The sequence below is a fragment of the Pseudoalteromonas sp. DY56-GL79 genome (assembly GCF_041414765.1).
GTDB classification, from domain to species: Bacteria; Pseudomonadota; Gammaproteobacteria; order Enterobacterales; family Alteromonadaceae; genus Pseudoalteromonas; species Pseudoalteromonas piscicida.
This window is the reverse complement of record NZ_JANHZS010000005.1, coordinates 158,895-182,087: the sequence shown is the minus strand read 5'-3', so window position 1 is coordinate 182,087 and position 23,193 is coordinate 158,895. Positions and strand designations below refer to the sequence as shown.

Below are 23,193 nucleotides of genomic sequence, written 5' to 3'. Positions count from 1 at the left end.
ATAACTCTAAGAGCTTAAGCTCTAGACATGACCCGCCAAAAGGGGGAGAAATAATGATAAAAAGATCGCTCTTTGTGAAAAACAAAATCATGCTCGGTCTTAGTGCGGCAGTAATGGGAGCTGCCGCCACGTCAGTACACGCGGCAAGTTTTGAGGTTGGTGATTTCGAAATTACCTTCGACTCAACTTTTTCTTATGGTCAAAGCATTCGCGTTGAAGATCGTAACTTTGATTTCATCGGTAAAAGTAATCATCCACAGTTTAACTGGGATGGTTATAAAGCAACCACTGGCAATACGATCTATTCTTCGTCACAAATCTGGTCGCAACAGGGTGCCTATTCAAATAATGGTGATGCCGGTAACCTAAATTTTGACTCTGGAGATACTTTCTCACAGCTGTTAAAAGGTACCCATGATTTAGCGATTACCAAAGATAACTATGGTTTATTCACTCGTTTCATGTATTTCTATGACTTTGCGATGGAAGATGGTGATTTTGCATATAGCAACCCTGTTTCAGGCAAAAAAGTTGACCCATGTGAAGACGATGATACCAGAAAACAAGTCTGTTCTGATTTACGTTTACTAGATGCGTTTGTATGGGCGGATTTTGACCTGAATGATGGCAAAAACCCGCTTTCTGTGCGTTTAGGTCAGCAAGTAGTTAACTGGGGTGAAAGTACACTGATTTCCCACGGTATTAACGTCAACCCAGTGGATATTGACCGTTTGAAAGCACCAGGCTCTGAAGTAAAAGAAGCCTTTATCCCTGTAGGTATGCTTTGGGCGTCGGTGGTGTTATCTGAGAATGTAAACCTAGAGGGCTTCTACCAATATCAATGGCATGAAACAAGGTTGCCAGCAACGGGTAGTTACTTCTCAACCAATGATTTTGCATCTGAAAATGGTTATATGCAAAATGTACAACTTGGTTTTACCTCAAACCCTGATATCGATCTGTATCACCTAACGGATGCGTTAAACAGCTTATATGCTGATGCAACGGGCGCATTGGTTGCTCAAGGCGTAGTACCAACAGCACAAGCTGTTGGCAGCGCTGCAGCGTCCATGTATATGGCTTATCCGACTAAAGTGGCGCTTAAAGGAAAAGGGAATAACGGTAAGAGCGAACCTGATGATGGTGGTCAGTACGGTTTACGCTTAGGTATTTTCTCTCCAGAGCTAAACGACACTGAATTTGGTTTGTATTACATTAATTACCACAGCCGTAGACCTCTGATTTCTGGTAAAGCATCTAATTTTACACAGCAAGCGATAATGGCGGATTTAGCTTACATCGCACAAAATCAAATTACTGCAGACAATGTCACTAACCTAAATGCCTTTACTCAAGCGCAAATTACCTACCCAGAAGACATCAAACTGTATGGCTTAAGTTTTAATACTGCGATTGGTGAAACCGCATTTGCTGGTGAAGTGGCATATAGACAAGATGAACCACTGCAGATAGATGACGTTGAACTACTTTACGCAGGTATGGTTGAGCAGTTGGCTGCTGCGGGTCTGCGTGATGATTTGGCTGGTTTATCTCAGCTTAGTCAAGGTGACGATATCGCTTATGTGGGTCCTGGTGAAGTCGCGCAAGGTTATATTTTGCGAGACACTATTCAAGCACAGTTTACTGCAACGCATTTGTTCGGACCATCGCTAGGCGCAGATAGCTGGGCAGTGGTTGGTGAAGTCGGTGCTGTTACCATCAAAGACATGCCAGAGTACGATGAGCTTCGTTTGAATGTTTCAGGTACTGGCCGAAGTGGCACGATTGAGGGGCTTTCTGGCCGAGATTACAATCTTATCCACCAAGCGGTTTCAAACGGTCCAGAGACCAACCCATTCCCATCGGCTTCTGCATGGGGCTATCGCCTTATTGCTAAGGGTGAGTATAACAATCTATTCAGTGGTGTGAATTTTTCTCCACGCGTAGTGTTCTCACATGATGTTAACGGTATCACCCCGGATCCTATGTTCTTGTTCATTGAGGATCGTAAATCGCTAGGCATTAATCTAAACTTTAACTACCTAAATTCGTGGTCATTTGATTTTGGCTATAACACGTTTTGGGGTGGTGGTAAGACGAATACCTTTGCGGACCGTGATTTCATCTCATTCAACATTAAGTATTCAATTTAAGGGCTTTCGATATGTTTAGAAAACCTACATTTATCGCAGCAACAATAATTACAATGCTGTCTGCCAGTAGCGCTATGGCGAAGATGAGCGCTGACGAAGTTGCACGTTTAGGTAAAGACTTGACTCCTATCGGTGCAGAGAAAGCGGGTAATGCTGATGGCAGTATTCCTGCTTGGAATGGTGGGATCACTGCGCCTCCAGCTGGTTATGAAGTGGGCATGCACCATCCAGATCCATTTGCTGATGACAAAGTATTGTTCACGATTGATAAATCAAATTTAGATAAATACAAGTCATTGTTAAGTCCTGGTCAAATTGCGTTATTTGAAACGTATCCAGAAACGTTCAAAATGAACATTTACCCAACTAGACGCAGCGCGTCTTATCCGCAGTTTGTGTATGATGCAACAAAGAAATACGCATCTACAGCAGAGCTGATCGAAGGTGGTAACGGCATTAAAAATACTGCTATCGGTATTCCGTTTCCGGTGCCAAAAGATGGCTTAGAAGCTATCTGGAACCACCTATTGCGTTTCCGTGGCTTGTCGATTGCACGTTTCGGCGGTCAAGCGATGCCTACGGAGTCAGGGGCTTACAACATTATCGGTTTCGATGAGCAACTACTGGTTAAGTACTCTGCAACAGATGCAACCCCTGAAGCGTTGCAAGAGTCAAATATCCTGTTTAAGTTTAAGCAGCAAGTGACAGAACCTGCGCGTCTTGCTGGAACTGCACTGCTTGTGCATGAAACCATGGACCAAATTTTGACACCTCGTCAGGCTTGGACCTATAACGCAGGCCAGCGTCGAGTAAGACGTGCGCCAAACGTTGCATATGATGCACCAGGAACTGCGTCAGATAGCTTACGTACAACAGATGACTTTGATATGTTTAACGGCTCTCCAAACCGTTATGATTGGAAACTTGTTGGCAAAAAAGAGATGTATATCCCTTACAACAGTTACAAACTACATAGCGACAAGCTGAAGTATGATGATATCTTGATGGCCGGTCATATTAACCCAGAGCATGTACGATATGAAAAGCACCGCGTATGGGTAGTTGAAGCTAACCTGAAAGAAGGTACTCGCCATATTTACAAAAAGCGTGTGTTCTATATTGATGAAGATAGCTGGCAAATCCACGTAACGGATATCTATGATAACCGTGACCAGATGTATCGCGTTGCGATGGCACATGGTCTTAATTACTACGAAGTGCCGACACATTGGAGTACGTTGGATGTCTATCATGATCTAAACTCTCGTCGCTACCTTGCGATTGGGTTAGATAACGAAGAAGACATGTACGACTTCAGTCAGTCTTTCAACGATAACGAGTTTACTCAGGGTGCTTTGCGCCGTGAGGGTCGCCGTTAATCAAATATTATCAGGCTGAAGCAACCTCGCTTCAGCCTTCTTCCTCCTTTCCTCTCACAACTCGAGTGTTTTCTCATGATGAAGAAGTTAGTAGCAGCCTCGATTTTAACTATGGCGCATGTAGCAGTAGCCGAAAGTAGTGATCAGATCTCAGCAAAATCAGCCCTGATGGTCGCTCACCCAGAGCAAACGCTTTTCACAGATATTACAGATAACGGTGATGCGTTAATTGCGGTAGGTAAACACGGCACAATAATTATTAAACAAGAAGGGCAAAACTGGACGCAGGCAGAGGTGCCAATTCAATCACTGTTAACCTCTGTGACTTTCAAAGGTAAAGATATTGGTTGGGCTTGTGGCCACGACGCCAGCATAATCAAAACCACAGACGGTGGTAAAACATGGGCGCTAAAACAATATCTACCAACATTGGAAAAGCCTTGTCTTGATATTGAGTTTATTGACCAACAACACGGCTTTGCTGTGGGCGCTTATGGCATGTTTTTTGAGACCACTGATGGTGGTGAGTCTTGGACAAAACGTTTTATTAGTGAATTTGTTCACCCCGATGATGTCGACTACTTAGCCGATTTAAAAGAGCAAGACCCCGCGGCATACGAACAAGAAACGGCATTTATTCTTCCCCATTTTAATCGCCTGTTAATCGCCGAAGGCATGATGTATCTTGCCGGTGAAATGGGACTTGTGGCACAAAGTGATGACTTAGGAAAAACATGGCAAAAATTTGAGCCTTTTTATCGTGGCTCATTTTTTGCTGTTGATCAAACATCAGATAACCAACTTATTGTTGCAGGCCTTAGGGGCAACGCATTTATTGGCAATGCACAGCAAGTAGTGCAGCTTGATACTCAAAAAACGGCGACAATAAATAGTATTGCCCACAAAGATAATGTGACCTATATGTTTGCTAACAGCGGTGTAATATTCACGTTGAAAGCAGGTAAGCTAACCTCAAAACAACTAAAAAACGGCCACTCTATTTTAGCAGGCGTGGTTAAAAAGAATCAGCTAATTCTAGCGACGGAGCAGGGGATTGCTGAGGTAGAGGTGAAAAACTAATGCAAGCGTTTTTAAATCAATTGGTATACGCCATCTTTAGGCACCGTATTACCGTCGTGTCTTTTTTCGTACTGACGACGATATTTTTGGGTTTCAAAGCCACACAAATTCAGCTTGATGCGTCATTTAACAAAAATATTCCATTAAATCATGAATACATGAAAGTGTACTTGAAGCACGAAAAACAGTTTGGTGGTGCAAATAGTATTCTTATTTCTGTTTGTGATAAAGATGGTGACATCTTTAATGAGCCATTTTTCACTCAGCTAAAGGCTGTGCATGATCAGCTTTATTTTATCCCTGGTGTTAATCGTCCACTGGTGAATTCAATCTTTGCACCCAGTGCGAGATTCGTTGAGGTGGTAGAGGACGGCTTTGCCGGTGGACCTATTATTCCCGCTAATTTCCAACCTACTGAACAAGGCCTAGCGGTTGTAAAGCAGAACATCGAGAAAGCAAAAGTTGTGGGTCGTATGGTTGCAAGCGATTATTCTTGTGCCATGGTAACCGCCCAGTTAATGGAAACCGATCCGCAAACTCAAGAAAAGCTTGATACCTTAGCCTTTGCGCAAAAACTAGAGTCTGAGATCCGAGCGCCACTGAGCACTGATAACGTGAGCATACATATTATTGGCTTTGCGAAAATGGCTGGTGACATTGCTGATGGTGCAAAAGGTGTCGTGCTTTTCTTTGCGTTAGCAATTGCTTTTACTTTTATTATGGTTTGGATGTTTTGTAAGAGCTTTAAGCTTACGCTGCTTCCTATTGTTTGCTCATTTATTGCTGTGATTTGGCAGATGGGCTTACTTAGTACTTTGGGTTTTGGTGTTGACCCTATGTCTATTTTGGTGCCTTTCTTAGTGTTCGCTATTGGTGTGAGTCACGGTGTGCAAATGATCAACGCGATAGGTAAAAAAGTAGCGGAAGGGGTAAGCTGCAAAGTGGCAGCTGAAGCGAGCTTTAAAGCATTACTTATCCCAGGCGGCATTGCTCTACTTTCGGACACCGTTGGTTTCTTAACCTTACTGGCAATCGACATCGGCATTATTCGTGAACTTGCTATTACTGCCAGTTTAGGGGTTGCGGTTATTATCTTTACCAACTTGGTACTGCTTCCTGTAATGGCATCGTTCTTTGAGTCTGCAAATATTAAGCGACTTGGTGATGGTAAAAACGCCAGCCATGGTATGTTTGAAGCAATGCGAGAGGCCTTGGTGAAAACCACAGACAAAAAAGTGGCCAGAGTGATTTTACTTATCAGTGCAGTACTATTCGCATTTGGCTACTGGCAATCTGAAAAAATGCGTATTGGTGATTTACATGCTGGTGCACCGGCGCTACATGAAGATGCCAGATACAACCAAGACACTTTCCTTATCTCAGACCGTTATGCCATTTCTTCTGATATCTTAAAGGTTATTGTAGAAGCGACACCTGCGGCTTGTACTGAGCACGATACAATGGAGCGTATTAGTCGCTTCCAATGGCGAGTAGAAAACTTACCGAGTGTACAATCGGCTGTTTCTTTAAGCTCCGTTGCACAAGCGGTTAATGCTGGGTACAACGAAGGTAACTTAAAGTGGCAGACGTTACCAAGAAATACCGCTTCTCTAGTTCAAGCTACCTCTCGAGTGGAGACAAGCTCAGGGCTACTTAACGGTGATTGTTCGGTGATGCCTATTATCATCTTTATGGCAGATCATAAGGCCGAATCTATCGACCATGTGATTGCGAAGATCAAAGCGTTCTCAGAAGAAGAGGGAACCGATGATGTTGCCTTTAAATTAGCATCAGGTCCAATCGGTGTGATGGCGGCAACAAATGAATCCGTTTCCGAGGCACAGGTTCCTATGATGATCTACGTGTACGGTGCGGTGATTCTGTTGTGCCTAGCGAGCTTTAGGAGCGTGCGAGCGACTATCGCAGTGGTACTACCTTTATATGTGGTATCAACGCTGGCACAGGCGCTTATGGTGCAGCTTGAAATCGGTTTAACGGTATCGACGCTACCGGTAATTGCTTTGGGTGTGGGAATAGGTGTCGATTACGGCATTTATATTCTATCCTCTATGATGGGACAGCTTAAGCAAGGTATGCCGTTGTCGGTTGCCTATCGAAATGCACTTGCTGAACGAGGCAGTGCGGTACTGTTTACTGGTATCACATTGGCGATTGGCGTAAGCACATGGATTTTCTCTGCGCTTAAGTTCCAGGTTGATATGGGTATCCTTTTAACCTTCATGTTCTTGGTAAATATGCTGGGTGCTGTGCTGCTTTTACCGGCAATTGGAACGCTTATCTGGTCTGACCAGAAAAAATAATGTGAATAATTGTGCTCCTTTTTATTTGGTATTGGCGATTTATATCTATTTTTTGTGAATAGATGAGCAAACAGCTGAAAAGCTTGAAATGTTTTCGTCAAAAAGGCTGTTTATTAGCGTCAGAAAGGTTAGAATTTACCTGACTCCACGCTAATAAATGGCTGTACAAATAATCTACCGTTCAAAGGTGGTATAGATTAAGGAACACATAATGACACAAAATGAAGGCACAGCTTCTGTTATCCTAGATAACGTCTGCAAGCTTATCCATAAAAAAGTCCATGCTGACAAAGTGTCACTTGTCGAAACGTTTGCCAAAACCTTGTACAGCAATATGTCTAAAGAGGATTTGGCACATCGTAACGACAGTGACTTATACGGCGCAGCATTGAGCCTTTGGAATGCCCTTGATAAAAACAAGTCTGACGATGCCGTCATTCGCGTTTTTAATCCTGAGGTTGCAAAGGATGGATGGCAATCATCGCATACGATTGTCGAGATAATCGCTAAAGATATGCCGTTTTTGGTTGATTCAGTGCGCATGGCGATGAATCGCAAAAACATAGTCTCTCACCTATTACTTCATTCTCCACTTAAGTTACAAAGAAATGATGCTGGTGCAATCACCGCGGTTTCTAACTTAAAAGCAGAACAAGAATCTACGTCTACTAAGACCGTATTCTTTATCGAAATCGACAGGCAAACAGATGATTCGGTGATCGCTGATTTTACAGCTGAGCTTGAATCTGTCTTAAATGATGTTTCTGTTGCGGTTGCTGATTGGCTACCAATTCGCGATAAATTGGTGAGCGTAAGTAAAGAGCTGCCGACCCGTCATTATAGTTGTTCAAAAGAAGAAGTTGCTGAAGCCGTCGAGTTTTTAGACTGGCTGGTTAGCGACAACTTTACCTTTATGGGCTACCGCCAATATGATTTGACTCCAGTTCAAGGTGACTATGAACTGAAGCCAGTTGAAGGCACAAGTCTCGGACTAATGAAAAACTCAGGTGATGACCACAGTCGTTTATTGTCTGAACTGCCTGAAGTTGCGCGCAAAGAAGCACGCAGTAACAATCTGTTGATCTTAACCAAGACAAACTCACTTTCACGCGTTCATAGACCAGCGTATATCGACTATGTTGGTATCAAGCGTTTTGATGATGAAGGTAACGTGATTGGTGAAGACCGTTTCATTGGTTTGTTCTCGTCTAGCTTCTACAACAACAGTGCGGTAGATGTTCCGGTACTTAAGAGTAAAATTAACCGTATCATGGAGCAATGTGACTTTGCTAAAGGCACACATGCATACAAGGCGGTACTCAATATTCTTGAAACCTACCCTCGTGATGAGTTAGTACAGGCACGCGAAAGCGAGCTACTTGAAGTGGCAATGGGCGTTCTACAAACTCAAGAACGTGACATGTGTCGCCTATTTGTGCGTAAGGATGTGTATGGTCGTTTCTTCTCTTGTATGGTTTATGTGCCAAGAGAGCGATACAACACAGCGTTACGCCGTGAAACTCAACAGCTGCTAGGCCGTGCATTTAAGTCTAGCGACAAAGTAGAGTTCACCACCTTTTTCTCTGAATCAACACTAGCGCGTACGCATTACATCGTGCGTGTTGATGACAACAACATAGATTACAACGTGAAAGAAATCGAAAATAACTTGGTAGAAGCCGCTCGTACTTGGGAAGACAAGTTACAATCTGCACTTCTTGAAAGAACGGGTGAGTCTCGTGGTAACGAGTTAAACCGTAAATACACGAATGCCTTCCAGTCTGCTTACAAAGACCAAGTATTGCCAAGCGCAGCAGTCGTAGACATTGAGAAGCTAGAACAACTAAACGATGACAACAAACTTGAGATGCTGTTCTACAGACCTCAGGAAGAAGCAACGTCACAGCTTGTTCGTTTGAGCTTGTTCCATAAAGCAGAGCCTATTCACTTATCAGACGTGATGCCAATGCTTGAGAACTTTGGCCTGCGTGTTATTGGTGAAACACCATACGCGGTGAAGACGACTGACGGTCAAGTAAACTGGATCATGGATTTCTCTATGCTTATCGACAGCAAAGGGATCACTGATTTTGACAAAGTATCAGCACGTTTCCGTGCGGCATTGACCAATGTGTGGAATAACCGCCTAGAAAACGATGGTTTCAACCGTCTGGTGTTATTAGGTGGTCTAACGGGTCGTGAAGCATCTATCTTACGCGCATATGCTAAATACATGCGCCAAATTGGTGTGACGTTCTCGCAGTCTTACATCGAGAATACATTTGACCGTTACCCGCACATTGCAGCGATGATCGTTGATCTATTCGTGAAGAAGTTTGCACCTAAGAAAGTTGCCACTGAAAAGGCACTTCAGAAGGTTGTTGATGCTATCTACCTAGAGCTTGAAAACGTAGCGAATCTAGATGATGACCGTATCATTCGTTTGTACGTTGATATGATCAATGCAACGCTGCGTACTAACTTCTATCAAAAAGAAGCTGATGGCACGAATAAGTCGTACACGTCATTCAAGATCCAGCCAAGCGCAGTGCCAGATATGCCATTGCCATTACCAGCGTTTGAAATCTTCGTATACTCTCCACGCGTAGAAGGTGTTCACCTACGTGGTGGCAAAGTGGCTCGTGGTGGTCTACGTTGGTCAGACCGTCGTGAAGATTTCCGCACAGAAGTACTTGGCCTAGTTAAAGCACAGCAGGTTAAGAATACGGTTATCGTCCCTGTGGGTTCTAAAGGCGGTTTTGTTTGTAAACAACTTCCAACTGAACGTGAAGCGTTCTTCAAAGAAGGCCAAGAGTGTTACAAGATCTTCATCCGTGGTCTACTAGACATCACAGATAATATCGTACATGGTGACATTGTGCCGCCAGTGGATGTTGTACGTCACGACGAAGACGACCCATACCTAGTTGTTGCAGCGGACAAAGGGACTGCGACTTTCTCTGATATCGCAAATGGTATCGCTGAGTCTTATAACTTCTGGCTTGGTGACGCTTTCGCGTCAGGTGGTTCAGTTGGTTACGACCACAAGAAGATGGGTATTACTGCTAAAGGCGGTTGGGAATCGGTTAAGCGTCACTTCCGTGAAATGGACGTTGACTGTCAAACAACTGATTTCACAGCGGTTGGTATCGGTGACATGGGTGGTGACGTATTTGGTAACGGGATGCTGCTATCTAAGCACATTCGTTTACAAGCGGCATTCAACCACATGCACATCTTTATCGATCCAAACCCAGATGCGGCAAGCTCGTATGTAGAGCGTGAGCGTCTATTTAATCTGCCACGTTCAAGCTGGGAAGATTATAATAAGGATCTAATTTCTGAGGGCGGTGGTATTTTCTCTCGTGCAGCGAAAGCAATTACGCTAAGCGCTGAAATGAAGAAGATGATAGGCACTAAGAAGTCGAGCATGACACCAAACGAGTTGATCAAAGCATTGTTGAAGATGCCAGTTGATTTACTGTGGAATGGTGGTATCGGTACTTACATCAAGTCTAAATCTGAAACTGACGCTGAAGTAGGCGACCGTGCAAACGACGCGCTACGTATCAACGGTGGTGAGCTTGGTGCGAAGATCTTTGGTGAAGGTGGTAACTTAGGTGCAACTCAGCTGGGTCGTATCGAATTTGCTTCAAACGGCGGTCGTATCAACACTGACTTTATCGATAACGTAGGTGGTGTTGCTTGTTCGGATAATGAAGTTAATATCAAGATCCTACTTAACGGCCTAGTTGCTGAAGGTGAATTGACGAATAAGCAGCGTAACGAATTACTGTATTCAATGACTGATGAAGTATCAGAATTGGTACTGAAAGATTGTTACCGTCAAACGCACACACTTTCGGTTACTAAGTCTAAAGGTCCAGCAACGCTGAAAGAGAAAGTACGCTTCATCCATGCACTTGAAAAAGACGGCAAGCTAAATCGTGCAATCGAATTCTTACCAACTGATGAAGAGCTAGCAGAGCGTGCGGCGGCAGGTAAAGACCTAACGCGTCCTGAGCTATCTGTATTGGTTTCTTACTCTAAGATGGTATTAAAAGAGACATTAGTTGTTGATGAGATCTCAGAAAATCCATACTACCGTCAGTTGTTAGTGAACTCGTTCCCAGCACCGCTGCGCGAGCGTTTCAACGCTGCGATGGATAATCACCCGCTACGTAAAGAGATCATTGCAACGAAACTTGCAAACAATATCGTTAACGATATGGGTCTAAACTTCATGGTTCGTATGCACGAAGAGACAGGTGCAACGGACGCAGAAATTGCGGTTTGCTACTCAATTGCAAGTGCAATCTTTGAAATGAAGGAAACGTGGTCAGCGATTTCTGCGCTTGATAATAAGATCCCAGCGGCAGTTCAAACGGAAATGCTATATCAATTACGTCGTACGGTTCGCCGTGCAACGCGTTGGTTCTTGCGTCACCGTGACAAGTCTCAAACCATCGAGCAAACCATCGCGTTCTTTGCACCAACATTTAAAGATTTAAGCGCAAATCTACACAACTACATGGTTGCGAATGAAAGCGAGCAGATCGTTGATAAAGCACGCGACCTTGAATCTCAAGGTGTACCAGCTGAGATTGCACTGCGCATCGTATCGCTTTCAAGCTTGTTCTCGGTCATGGACTTAGCGGAAGTTGCACATAGCTCAGGTCGTAAGATCGGTGTTGTGTCTAATACTTACTTCACACTTGGTGCAAACATGGGTCTACATTGGTTCCTTGACCAAATCACGGCTCAACCTGTTGCAAACCATTGGCAGGCGCTTGCTCGTGCTTCATATCGTGAAGAGCTTGATTGGCAACAACGTTCATTGTCAGAGGTTGTGTTAAACAGCTTTGCTGGTGATGACAATGATATCAATGAACAGATTGAACAGTGGATGGATAAGCAAGCGGGCTTACTACACCGTTGGCAGCAAATGCTAACTGAGTTTAAGACGTCGCAAAGTCATGACTTTGCTAAGTTCTCAGTTGCACTTCGTGAGCTAATGTTACTAAGCCACAACTGCGATACTTCCAAATAATCTAGAAATCGCTACAATACCCCAGCTTTGACTGGGGTATTTTTTTGTCTAATGCAATTGGCATAATCCATTTAGCTAAAGTTACGCTCGGGTAATTTTAGCTAAGTCGATTACGTTACCAATACTGAGGAGCTACCATGTTTTACGATCTTGCGCGTCGTTTTATGTTTAATAAAGATGCGGAGTGGGCACACGATTTTGCCCTAAGCAACCTGCGCCGCTTTGCGAATACGCCAATGAGCCTTGCATGGTCTCAATCAGTTCAAGACAAACCTGTTAATTTTCTAGGGTTAGAGTTTAAAAATCCAGTAGGACTGGCCGCCGGTCTTGATAAAAATGCTGAGTGTATCGAAGCATTTGCGCAAATGGGTTTTGGTTTCATTGAGGTGGGAACTGTCACGCCGAGACCACAAGCGGGCAACGACAAGCCTCGGATCTTTCGTCTACCTGAAGCAAATGCGATTATTAATCGCATGGGGTTCAATAACAAGGGCGTTGACTACCTAGTCAACAATGTAAAAGCAGCAAAATACGATGGGATCCTTGGGATCAACATTGGTAAAAATAAAGATACACCGAATGAGCAAGGCAAAGATGACTACATTCACTGTATGAGAAAAGTTTTTGAGCATGCCTCATATATCACCGTGAATATTTCTTCACCAAATACACCGGGTCTGAGAGATCTACAATATGGCGAAGCGCTAGATGATCTATTGCAAAGCCTAAAAAATGAACAGATGGATCTGATCGCTAAGCATAACAAGTCGGTACCTATGTTGGTAAAGATCGCTCCAGATGTTGATGGCGTTCAGTTAACCCAGATCGCAGAATCGTTAGTTAATAATCGTATCGATGGTGTTATTGCAACTAATACAACATTAGCCCGTGATGCAGTAGAAAACCTAACGCACGGTAATGAAGCGGGCGGTTTATCTGGTAGACCTGTTCGTGAAAAATCGACGCATGTTGTCAGCGAATTGAAGCGTATTACCGACGGTAAGTTACCAATCATCGGTGTAGGTGGTATTGACAGTGCGGAATCGGCAAAAGAGAAATTTTCAGTTGGTGCTGATTTAATACAAGTGTATACAGGCTTTATTTATGAAGGGCCAGCGCTTGTTAAAAAGATCGTTTCGTCCTTATAAGGATCGGTCATATAACCAAATGATCCAAAACAAAACGTTATTATAAAAAATTTCATCATTGCGTTTTTCGCGTTATACTCCCACTTACTAGTTGAGCTAATTGGTTGGTGGGAGAGAAGTTTTGCAAGCTTCAAAAGAGTGGCAATGGATCCGCTGCACAGAAAGGAACAGGTTGTTGATTGATTTGGGTGATGAGCTTCAGCTTTGCACGCCTTTTCGTTTGCGCCACCTTACTGAAGACTCAACCGTTAATCCCAACTTTAGTCTCAGCGAAGCTGAATTTTATCAGAGTGTATTTTCCTATCTATGCGGTTTTGGTGTTTGGAACGAGCCCAGATGCTGCCAAATCGCTTTAAATGCAACTGCAGCAAAATTTCACTTACAACCGATGCAAGCAAAAAGCTGGTTTTTTAAGCCATATTTTGGTGGTGAACCTGTGAGTGAGGCGGTTGTGTGTTTAAATTCCAAGTTAAGCAGCGGCGAGTTTCTAATTATCGAGCATGATGGTCAATCAAGTCTTTGTTTAAGCCTGAACGAGCAATTTATTCTTGATGAGGGAATAGAGCTTGAACAATTTCAAGCGATAAAAGTACTGAACGATCGGTTAGCGCCTCTTGTGTTAACACACCGAGTTCATCAAAGCGCATAGCCAAGTTCATCCCATCGTTTTATTGACCAGCAATTATTTCCTGTATTAACCTGTACCTAATTTATGTTGTTTGCAGTTTAAGGGAACGAAATGCACTGCCTTTGCGATAAAACGTTAAAACTAATTTATGCTGACGCTGAAGGACATTGTGGTTATCAATGTCAGTCATGTGGTGCGATTTGGCTGCCGCGCAAATTTGTCCAGTCTATTAAACATACTTATCACTTTAGTTATACCGACTTTATTGCAAACCGGACACGAGTTGAGCGTGAAGTTTCGCAATTATGTCCTGATGATGGTCATACACTTAAAGACTATACGCTCTTTGAGGCTAATTTTAGTGAGTGCGCTGGCTGTGGTGGCGTGTGGTTTGAAAAAGGAGAGCTCCATAACTTACTACAAAATTACCAACGAATGAGTTCGGAGATGAGCACGCTAGATAGATTAGATTTTCTAAACTTTCTTGATTTTTTATCGTAATTTATCCTCATACAACCAAGCTCAACTAATAACTAACGATAACTTGTGTGTTATACTGCGCCCAGTTGAAATTTAAGGGTATTCAAATTGCAATTTATCGCATTGACATCTATTGGTGTAGAGCAGTTACTGGTTGAAGAATTAACCGAGTTTGGTTTTGAAATAAACAAGCAAACCGTTGGTTCAGTTAAGTTCACAGGTACTAATCTAGACGTACAAAAGTTCTGTATGATGACACGATTTGCAACGCGCGTGATGTTGCTTATCGATGACAAACCAGAAGTGAATGACAAAGATTCTCTCTACAAGTTTGTTCGTTTTCAGGCATGGCAAGATTGGTTTAGCCCAAAGCAGACCTTTGCAGTAGAGTTTAATGGTACGAATAATGCGCTTAAAAATACGCAATTCTCTGGTCTGGTTGTTAAGGATGGGATCGTTGACTACTTCAACGACTTGTTTGAGCAACGTCCAGATGTTGACAAACAGACACCGGATATTCGCATCATAGCGAAATTATCTAAGCAAGGCTGTGCGCTATATATCGATTTCTCGGGACCTCGCTTATCTGATAGAGGCTATCGTGACAAACAAGGTAAAGCACCAATTCGTGAACATTTAGCGGCAGCGCTGGTTAAACGTAGCGGCTGGCTTGAAGATACTAATAAGCCGCTTTTTGACCCCTGCTGTGGTTCTGGCACGTTATTGATTGAAGCGGCTTCTATGGCGCTTGGTTTACCTACTAATCTTAATAAAGATTTTGCCTTTAAGCGCCTGCCGAGTTTTCGTGAAAGTAAGTTCACCGAGCTTAAAGCACAATTAAATGTACAACCAGAGCAAAAGAGCTTATGGCTGATCGGTAGTGATATCGATGAACGTGTGTTGTCAATCGCTGAGCGTAATGCTAAGCGCGCAGGCGTTGAGTCACATATTAAGTTTAAGTTTGAAGACGCCAATCAGCTTAGCCTTGCTGCTAAACGTCCCGGCACTGTGCTGAGTAACTTGCCTTATGGTGAACGTCTAGGTGGTATGGCCGAAATTATTACGCTCTATCGCAATATGGGGATCGCCTTTAAGAAGCACTATAAAGACTGGAATTTGGCGTTACTTGCAAGTGAAGAAAGCCTGTTAAAAGTGCTAAAACTAGCGCGTAAAAAGTCTTATAAATTCAAAAATGGCCCGCTCGACGTGCTGCTTAACTTGTATGAAATGAATGAAATGCAGGTACAGCAAAATAAACAGAGCAGCGGTCTTAATTTTGAAAGCTCGACTGCGTTTGGCAACCGTTTGAAGAAAAACCTGCAAGGCTTAAAATCTTGGCTGAAAAAAGAAGACATTAACGCGTATCGTGTTTATGACGCGGATATTCCTGAGTACAATGTTGCGGTTGATGTATATAACGACAATGCAGTCATCTTTGAATACAAAGCGCCAAAAGAAATTGACGATAGCGTTGCGCAAAAACGTTTGCAAGATGTGATCACACTTACCGCCGAGCAGCTGAATATCGACCCGCTAAACATCGCGGTAAAAGTAAGAAAACGCCAAAAAGGCCAAGAGCAATATAAGGCTCTAGACAAGCAAAACCGCACTGAGGTAGTAGAAGAGTACGGTGCTAAGTTTAAGGTTAACCTATTTGATTATCTAGATACTGGTTTATTCCTTGACCACCGTTTAGCCCGCAAGTTTATTCAGCAACATTCGAAAGATAAACGCGTGTTAAATCTATTTGCATACACAGGTAGTGCTTCGGTGCACGCCGCAGTTGGCGGTGCTAAGTCTGTTACCACAGTAGATATGTCAAAGACCTATCTAAAATGGGCTGAAGAAAACTTTGAGCTAAATGGTTTGAAGAATCCACGTTTCAGATTTGAGCAAGCGGATTGCTTAAAATGGCTTGAAAGAGCCGTTGGTCAATATGATCTCATTTTCTTAGACCCACCAACATTCTCTAACTCTAAACGTATGTCTGACGCATTTGACGTGCAAAGAGATCATTTAAAACTATTTGGTTGGGTAAAGAAAATATTAGCACCGAATGGTGTACTGCTGTTTTCTAACAACAAACGCGGTTTTAAAATCGATGAAATGGGACTTGCGGCACTTGGCCTAACTGCTGAAGAATACTCATCGCAAACCTTGTCTTTGGACTTTAAACGTAACAAGCAAATTCACAATAGCTGGTTGATCCGTCATGATTAAATGTACCTTATTCCACACCGATGGTTGTCATCTTTGTGAAGAAGCATTGGCGATGTTAATTCAATTTTTGCCTGAAGCCGAAATTGAACTCGTTGATATCGTCGATAGTGAAGAGACGATGACGGAATATCAATATAGAATTCCAGTGATTAAAAAAGGCGAGACAGGTCAGGAACTTGGCTGGCCTTTTACTCAACAACAACTACAAGAATTTATAGAATAATATGGATCTCATTCGAATTGCTAAAGCCCAACTGGCTTTTGGTTCACACCCTATACTTGACCAAGCTGATGCCGTTATTGAATCAGGCGAGCGCGTTTGTATTGTGGGCCGAAACGGTGCCGGTAAATCAACGTTACTGAAAGTGCTTGATGATCAAGTTCAACTTGATGATGGTGAAATCAACCGTGTTGGTGGATTAAAAGTTTCAAGGCTAGAACAAGACCCACCAAAGGGCGCAAATGGCTCGGTCTTTGATTATGTTGCGAACGGTTTGCCTGATGTCGCTGAGCTGCTCATTGAATTTCATGAAGTCAGTGAAAAACTACAAACCAGCCAGTCAGATAAGCTAATGACCTCGCTTGAGCGCCTGACTCAGCGATTGGAAAGCGAAGATGCGTGGCGCTTTGAGTCAAGGATCAAGCAAGTGCTAAGCCAGTTGCAATTAGATGCGAATATGCGCCTAGAAGAGCTTTCCGGTGGCTGGCTACGCAAAGTCGCGCTGGCCAAAGCGTTGGTGAGCGACCCAGACTTACTGTTACTCGACGAGCCGACTAACCACCTTGATATGCAAAGTGTTATCTGGCTTGAGCAATTCCTAAAAGAGTTTAAAGGGGGGATCGTGTTTATCTCTCACGACCGTGCCTTTATACGCGCAATGGCGACTCGAATTTTAGATTTAGACCGTGGCAAGTTGGTTTCATACCCTGGAGATTATGCGCAATATCTAGAACAAAAAGCCCATGATTTAAAAGTGGAAGAGCAACAGAATGCCTTGTTTGATAAAAAGCTTGCCGAAGAAGAAACTTGGATAAGGCAGGGGATCAAGGCCCGTAGAACCCGTAACGAAGGTCGTGTGCGAGCACTAAAAGCGCTTCGTGTTGAGCGCAAGCAACGCATCGAGCAACAAGGTAAGACAGACTTCAACATCGAGACGGCGGATCGTTCCGGTAAGCTGGTCTTTGAAGCGAAACATTTAGACAAAGCATTCCAAGAAAAATGTATTGTGAAGGACTTTTCAACGCTGGTGATGCGTGGCGACCGTATTGGCTTGGTCGGTCCTAATGGCGCGGGTAAAACTACGCTGTTAAAAATGCTTTTTGGTGATATTAAACCTGACGCAGGCAGTGTAAAACAAGGCGTGAATCTGGAAGTTGCGTACTTCGACCAATACCGTGAAAAATTGGATGAAGAAGCAACCGTGCAGGATAATGTCGCAGAAGGTAAGCAAGAAGTGATGATGGGCGGTCGCTCGCGTCATGTGCTTGGCTATCTGCAAGACTTTTTATTTCCGCCTGCAAGAGCTCGAACCCCTGTAAAGGCATTATCAGGCGGTGAAAAAAACCGCTTATTGCTAGCAAAGCTCTTCCTTAAGCCTTCAAATATTATTGTGCTGGACGAGCCGACCAATGACTTGGATATTGAGACGCTTGAGTTACTTGAAGAAATCTTAAACCAATACCAAGGCACCGTGCTGGTCGTCAGCCACGACCGAGAGTTTATCGATAATACCTGTGGTAGTGTTTGGGCGTTTGAGGGCGAAGGTCTGGTGACAGAAATTGTTGGCGGCTATAGTGACTTTGAGCTGTATCAGCAAAGACGAGAGCAGCAAAAGAAAGAAGCACAAAAGGTTCACCAAGAAAAGCAGCAACAAGCCGAGACTAAAAAGACAGCTGCGCCTGCTCGTTCAAATAAGCTGAGTTACAAATTAAAACTTGAATTAGAGTCGTTGCCCAGTAAAGTAGAGGAACTTGAAGAGGCAGTGAACAAACAACAAGCACTGGTCAGCGATCCAGACTTCTTTAAACAAGATCAAGAAACGACCCACAAGGCATTGAACCATTTGACTGAGCTAGAGTCGAAGCTGGAAGCCGCGTTTGAACGCTGGGAAGAACTAGAAGCATTACAGAATCAGCAGTAAGGATTAAAATGAAATTTAAACTTTTAGCCGCGAGTGTCGCCGTAGCCCTTTCACAACAGGCGGCCGCTGCCACCTATCAGTTAACTGAATTACCAAGACATGATAATAGTAAATATAGCTATGTGTCGGATGCTAATGAAGCTGGGGATGTGATTGGTCACGCTTCCAACTTATTTGGTGTCAAGATTGATGTATCGTATATCGACTTCGATGATTCAGCACTCAAAAATTATTATGACAGTACTAAAAAGCAGTACGAGCTGATCGAGGAAGAAATCACTTTCACACTTGAAGATATTCAAAATAATGATGCAGCTAACACCAATGCTCAAGCTCACGCTTTTATGCTGTCTTATGTTATGAATTCAAGTAGAGTAGTTAGCCAAGAGTATCAAAGAATTGAAAGAGCAATTTCTTTGACATATAACAACAATACCGCAGAAGAGTTTGTGGTATTTGACGAGCAATCTCCTGATTACGAAGGACTCACTCGCTCGGTCACTAACTATCTTACAAGCATCGCAGAAGACGGTACAATAGTGGGCTGGGGTTCTGCACCTTTTAAAAAGATAACTTTTACTCCCGAGGGTGAAACAGAAGAAGAAACTTATTTTGTACGTGATTGGCGAAATAAAGGTATTTTAGTTACACCAGCTGGAGAGAAAATTAGGTTAGAGCCTGCCTTTACAGAATACGGCGGTCTTTCTCTTGCCACTGATATCAAACAAACTGCTGATGGCGGCTATATTGTTGTGGGACAAAGTTCGACTTCGTTATCGCAAAGAGCCACAGAAAATATAGAAGACAGTTGTGATGGTGTAGATGAGCCAGTCGATGTGTGTATTCAAAGGTTGACCTCGCCATATCATACTAGAGCCTACAAGTGGACATTTGATAATGATTTTAACTTAGTTAGTGCAACCGATCTAGGACTTGGTTTTACACCAGATGAAGATGATGATCGAGCCTATTCAAGCTTGGCTTTGGCAACTAATGTGGACGGGTTAACTGTTGGTGAGTCCCGAGTGCGTCGTCAAAGTAATGATGATTTATTGCCATATGGGCAAGCTGTTTATTATAAAGATGGTGAAATCAAGCGCATCAAAGAAGTTGAGAGTTATATCGAATACAGCCAAGCGGTTGATGTAAATGATAATGGGATTATAGTTGGTATGTTCGGTCGGTCATCGAATGGCTCTAGAGAATATGACTCAACTGGCTTTTACTTTGACACGAAAACCTCAGAGTTCAAAGAAATGCCTGCATACTTCGAAGGGTCGGCGACAGCAATCACAGATATCAACAATAACGGCTTTGTTGTAGGCCAAGGTGTTACAGAAAAGAGTGGTTCTAACCGTCGTCGCGAAGCGTTTCTGTACGAAATTGGTGCAGAAAAACTAGTGAATATAAACTCACTTCTTCCTTGTAAGAACGATTCTTTCCCTTACACCATTGCAGAAGCTGTGAAGATCACTGATGACAACAAGATCTATGCGATTGCGACCAAAACGGTTGAAAGACGCAATACGTTAGGTGAAATTGAGAAGGACAGTAAGGGCGAGACTGAGTATGAGTCGGTAAGCTTACCTGTTCTACTTACGCCAATTTCTGGTGAACCAGAAAACTGTACACCACCTGAAGCAGAAACATATGAGCGTCAATCTGCAAGCTGGTCTTGGCTTAGTTTACTCGCGTTACCACTAGTGGCGCTGAGAAGACGTCGTAAAGCCTAAAGTACAATTTAGACGATAAAAAAGCCCTGAAGGGCTTTTTTTGTGTTTGAAAAGAAATATTCGCAAATTCAATTCGATATTTAACTCAACCGGTACAAATCTTAACTATACTGGTATTAGCCTTGGCCGCGGCTTTGCCACGCTTTATTCACTGAACGTCGCCATAGGTAGTCGATACCGAAAAAGCCGATAATGGCGGCAAGTGTTGCGCAGATCAAAGAGCCGACGATAAATGCAGGCCCAATCGTTGTTAGGCTTTGTGCAAGCCATTCCCAACTCGCCTCAAAATGGAATGGTTGTTGTTCTTGACCAAGCGCAAATACACCAACTAAGTATGAGCAATAAAATATCGGCGGCATCGTCAGTGGATTGGTGATCCACACGAGTGCAATAGACAAAGGCAAATTGACGCGAAATGGAATCGCAAGTGCTGCTGCCAGTACCATCTGAAAAGGAACAGGGATGAATGCGAAAAATAACCCCACCGAGAATGCGCCACGAGCTGAGCGCCGGTTTAAATGCCAAAGGTTGGCATCATGCAGTAACTTACCAAAGATTTTTAATGATTTCTGTTGTTTGATTTTATTATGATCAGGTAAAAAGCGTTGAATCGTTTTTTTCGCCATTTGCAGCTGCCATCTACTTGGATTCTGATATGTTTTGGAATAATTCTGGGTTGCTTCAGTGCGGTATTTCTTCTCGACAATTGGCGATTAGCCGCAATAAGCATATTCCTCTACTTCATGGGCCGCTATTCTAAGCTTTTTTGTCCTATATTGGCAGGATTTATTTTAGGGATTTCTATTGTTCTAAGTCATTACTTTGTTTTTTATCAACTAAAAATACCAGATATGTGGCAATCGCAACTTGTTACTGCTTCGGGTAAAGTTATTGAGGTTGATAATTCTGTGATTGGTGAAGCGTTAACGGTACAGCTAGAGCAAGTTGATGGCTATCAGTTTGCGCGTTGGCGTACTGTAAATGCAAAGCTTTATCGTGATTCATCAACGCCTATGTTGCGTGTCGGTGACCACATTGAATTTACGGTAAAACTTAAGCGTTATCGTAGCCGAGTTAATATCGGACTTTTTAACGCTGAATTGCACGCGTTTAGAAAGCATATGTATTTCAAGGGCAGTATCAAAACAATCAATTCGGTAGTGAAGGACACTACGTGGCGAGATAATTACCGCTTATTCATAGATAAAAAGCTCAATGGGCTCAGATATGCTTGGCTGTATTATATTTTGTTAACCGGCGATACAAGCAAAGTCGATTTCGAAAACAAAACACAATTTAGAAGTCTTGGCTTGAGCCATCTGTTAGCGATTTCAGGGCTTCATATCGGGATGGTATTTGCCATCGCATTTTTGCTAATAAAAGTCGTGCTGCATTGTATCCCGGTAATAATCTCCCAGGCAGCCAACTTGCATCAGTGGTGTTTAGTTTTTGCGTTACTGTTGTGTTTTGGTTATGTCGTTCTTTGTGGCTATAGCGTATCGGCGACTCGAGCTTTGATCATGGCAATGGTGTGGGTTGCTTGTTACCTCTTTGCTGTGCGACTTAAAGCGCTTCAGGTGCTAACGGTTGCGTTGACAATCGTCTTGATGGTAGATCCATTTTCACTACTCAACCCTGGTTTATATTATTCCTTTTTTGCGGTTGCGATTATCGTAACGTTAGTGACAAAAGTCGGCCGAGGTTTAGGTGCAAAGCTGCTTGCTTTAATCAAGTTGCAGTTTGCGTTATTTATCTGCTTATTACCGCTTAATCTGTATTTCTTTTCCGGTGCGAGTATCATTTCATTGGTTGCGAACATCATGGTGATCCCGTTGATTTCTGTTGTGGTATTTCCGCTACTCCTGCTTCATGTTACTGCGCTGCACGCTATTGGTTGGCAATTTCCACTTCATTTAGTTGATAATGGACTACTGGTTCTATTTGAGCTGTTGCAAAACTCTCCAGTAAGTTGGGTAGATATACCCAGCGTTTCGTCCTTGTTTCTCATAACCAGCTACTTAAGTGTTTTGCTGCTGCTTTTGTTCAGAAATTATTTTGGTTTATTACCCATATTGTTTTTCTTTGTTCAATATCAGTTTCGGGTTTCTCCGCTATGGCAAATCGATGTCTTTGATGTCGGTCACGGAACGGCAGTGTTAGTTTCTCGTAATAACAAAGGGCTGCTCTATGATGTGGGGGCCAAGTATTTTGGCTATTTTTCGATGTTTGAGTTTGTGATAAAACCCTATCTTTTGAATAATCGAATTACGCTACAAGATACCATCATTAGCCATAACGATGGTGACCATAATGGTGGTGTTGACGACCTTATTACCTATGACGGGGGGAAATCCTTGCAGCGCTTTCACCCAGCCAGTGCTGCTGATAGCTGTGAGCTCGGAATACATCAATTTCAAGGACTAGATGTATCTGTGATCTGGCCTCAAGAAATGTCGAACAATGACAATAATAATTCTTGTGTGGTTCGTATCTCAGATGGGCGTTTTACGCTTTTATTACCAGGAGATATTGAAAAGGCCACGGAAACTAAGCTGCTTAATCTAGAAAAAGAAGCACTTAAGGCCGATATATTATTGGTTCCGCATCATGGCAGTGGCAGCTCTTCGAGCGAGCTGTTTATTCAAGCGGTTGACCCAGATATTGCGATATTTTCTCGTGCCTTTTATTCGCCTTGGAAAATTCCCAATGAAAAAGTGATTGAAAGATACCAAAGAGTAGGGAGCACACTATTGGATACCGCCTTAGATGGCCATATAAAGATCTCAATTTTTGCTCAAGAAATTACAGTTGAACGAGCTCGGGAAGTGGAAAATTACTGGTTTCTCAGATAATCCATTCA

Annotated in this window: 14 protein-coding genes; 13 read left to right on the top strand and 1 reads right to left on the bottom strand. The window is 43.0% G+C overall.

Features of this window, described 5'->3' with window-relative positions; genetic code table 11:
* The first annotated feature begins 53 nt into the window (after positions 1–53).
* The 12 genes from NO992_RS05390 (at position 54) to NO992_RS05335 (ending at position 20,333) form a co-directional block, all read left to right on the top strand.
* Positions 54–2,153: a DUF1302 domain-containing protein gene (locus tag NO992_RS05390; RefSeq protein ID WP_371375002.1), complete on the top strand. Its 2,100-nt coding sequence runs from the start codon at positions 54–56 to the stop codon at positions 2,151–2,153.
* 11 nt (positions 2,154–2,164) lie between these two features.
* Positions 2,165–3,532 carry a DUF1329 domain-containing protein gene (locus NO992_RS05385; protein WP_017218691.1) on the top strand — a complete coding sequence of 456 codons (1,368 nt, stop codon included), beginning with the start codon at positions 2,165–2,167 and terminating at the stop codon, positions 3,530–3,532.
* Positions 3,533–3,610: 78 nt separating this feature from the next.
* Complete coding sequence (locus NO992_RS05380) at positions 3,611–4,612, top strand: YCF48-related protein (RefSeq protein ID WP_026345563.1); 1,002 nt, start codon at positions 3,611–3,613, stop codon at positions 4,610–4,612.
* The gene (locus tag NO992_RS05375) at positions 4,612–6,933 is read left to right on the top strand and encodes an RND family transporter (RefSeq protein ID WP_017218693.1); all 2,322 of its coding nucleotides are present in this window, start codon (positions 4,612–4,614) and stop codon (positions 6,931–6,933) included. Before NO992_RS05380 ends, NO992_RS05375 begins: the two co-directional genes overlap by 1 nt.
* Before the next feature lie 211 nt (positions 6,934–7,144).
* Positions 7,145–11,983 carry an NAD-glutamate dehydrogenase gene (locus tag NO992_RS05370; RefSeq protein ID WP_017218694.1) on the top strand — a complete coding sequence of 1,613 codons (4,839 nt, stop codon included), beginning with the start codon at positions 7,145–7,147 and terminating at the stop codon, positions 11,981–11,983.
* 137 nt (positions 11,984–12,120) lie between these two features.
* The gene (gene pyrD, locus NO992_RS05365; RefSeq protein ID WP_371374999.1) at positions 12,121–13,131 is read left to right on the top strand and encodes a quinone-dependent dihydroorotate dehydrogenase; all 1,011 of its coding nucleotides are present in this window, start codon (positions 12,121–12,123) and stop codon (positions 13,129–13,131) included.
* A gap of 121 nt (positions 13,132–13,252) precedes the next feature.
* Complete coding sequence (locus NO992_RS05360; protein WP_083838456.1) at positions 13,253–13,780, top strand: cell division protein ZapC domain-containing protein; 528 nt, start codon at positions 13,253–13,255, stop codon at positions 13,778–13,780.
* A gap of 90 nt (positions 13,781–13,870) precedes the next feature.
* Positions 13,871–14,260, top strand: a complete 390-nt coding sequence (locus tag NO992_RS05355) for a zf-TFIIB domain-containing protein (protein ID WP_371374995.1) — start codon at positions 13,871–13,873, stop codon at positions 14,258–14,260.
* An 87-nt stretch (positions 14,261–14,347) separates the two neighbouring features.
* A complete protein-coding gene (gene rlmKL, locus NO992_RS05350) occupies positions 14,348–16,459 on the top strand; it encodes a bifunctional 23S rRNA (guanine(2069)-N(7))-methyltransferase RlmK/23S rRNA (guanine(2445)-N(2))-methyltransferase RlmL (RefSeq protein WP_371374992.1) in 2,112 nt (703 codons plus the stop codon).
* Positions 16,452–16,682, top strand: coding sequence for a glutaredoxin family protein (locus NO992_RS05345; RefSeq protein ID WP_010371514.1), 231 nt, complete (start codon positions 16,452–16,454; stop codon positions 16,680–16,682). The genes rlmKL and NO992_RS05345 overlap by 8 nt, the downstream gene beginning before the upstream one ends.
* Before the next feature lies 1 nt (position 16,683).
* Entirely contained in the window at positions 16,684–18,600 is a 1,917-nt protein-coding gene (locus tag NO992_RS05340; protein WP_045962525.1) for an ABC transporter ATP-binding protein, read from the top strand.
* Between the two features lie 8 nt (positions 18,601–18,608).
* Entirely contained in the window at positions 18,609–20,333 is a 1,725-nt protein-coding gene (locus tag NO992_RS05335) for a DUF3466 family protein (RefSeq protein WP_371374988.1), read from the top strand.
* Between the two features lie 116 nt (positions 20,334–20,449).
* Here NO992_RS05335 and NO992_RS05330 read toward each other — a convergent pair whose 3' ends face one another.
* Positions 20,450–20,959 carry a DUF2062 domain-containing protein gene (locus NO992_RS05330; RefSeq protein WP_010371507.1) on the bottom strand — a complete coding sequence of 170 codons (510 nt, stop codon included), beginning with the start codon at positions 20,957–20,959 and terminating at the stop codon, positions 20,450–20,452.
* Between NO992_RS05330 and NO992_RS05325 the strand changes: the two genes are divergently transcribed.
* A complete protein-coding gene (locus NO992_RS05325; protein WP_371374985.1) occupies positions 20,939–23,185 on the top strand; it encodes a DNA internalization-related competence protein ComEC/Rec2 in 2,247 nt (748 codons plus the stop codon). The two genes, NO992_RS05330 and NO992_RS05325, sit on opposite strands and share 21 nt — an antisense overlap.
* Positions 23,186–23,193: the final 8 nt, after the last annotated feature.

What these genes read in the sequence shown, in the direction of transcription:
- NO992_RS05390 (WP_371375002.1), top strand. Translation starts at nt 54, where the DNA reads ATGATAAAAAGATCGCTCTTTGTGAAAAACAAAATCATGCTCGGTCTT.
- NO992_RS05385 (WP_017218691.1), top strand. Translation starts at nt 2,165, where the DNA reads ATGTTTAGAAAACCTACATTTATCGCAGCAACAATAATTACAATGCTG.
- NO992_RS05380 (WP_026345563.1), top strand. Translation starts at nt 3,611, where the DNA reads ATGAAGAAGTTAGTAGCAGCCTCGATTTTAACTATGGCGCATGTAGCA.
- NO992_RS05375 (WP_017218693.1), top strand. Translation starts at nt 4,612, where the DNA reads ATGCAAGCGTTTTTAAATCAATTGGTATACGCCATCTTTAGGCACCGT.
- NO992_RS05370 (WP_017218694.1), top strand. Translation starts at nt 7,145, where the DNA reads ATGACACAAAATGAAGGCACAGCTTCTGTTATCCTAGATAACGTCTGC.
- pyrD (WP_371374999.1), top strand. Translation starts at nt 12,121, where the DNA reads ATGTTTTACGATCTTGCGCGTCGTTTTATGTTTAATAAAGATGCGGAG.
- NO992_RS05355 (WP_371374995.1), top strand. Translation starts at nt 13,871, where the DNA reads ATGCACTGCCTTTGCGATAAAACGTTAAAACTAATTTATGCTGACGCT.
- NO992_RS05345 (WP_010371514.1), top strand. Translation starts at nt 16,452, where the DNA reads ATGATTAAATGTACCTTATTCCACACCGATGGTTGTCATCTTTGTGAA.
- NO992_RS05340 (WP_045962525.1), top strand. Translation starts at nt 16,684, where the DNA reads ATGGATCTCATTCGAATTGCTAAAGCCCAACTGGCTTTTGGTTCACAC.
- NO992_RS05335 (WP_371374988.1), top strand. Translation starts at nt 18,609, where the DNA reads ATGAAATTTAAACTTTTAGCCGCGAGTGTCGCCGTAGCCCTTTCACAA.
- NO992_RS05330 (WP_010371507.1), bottom strand. Translation starts at nt 20,959, where the DNA reads ATGGCGAAAAAAACGATTCAACGCTTTTTACCTGATCATAATAAAATC.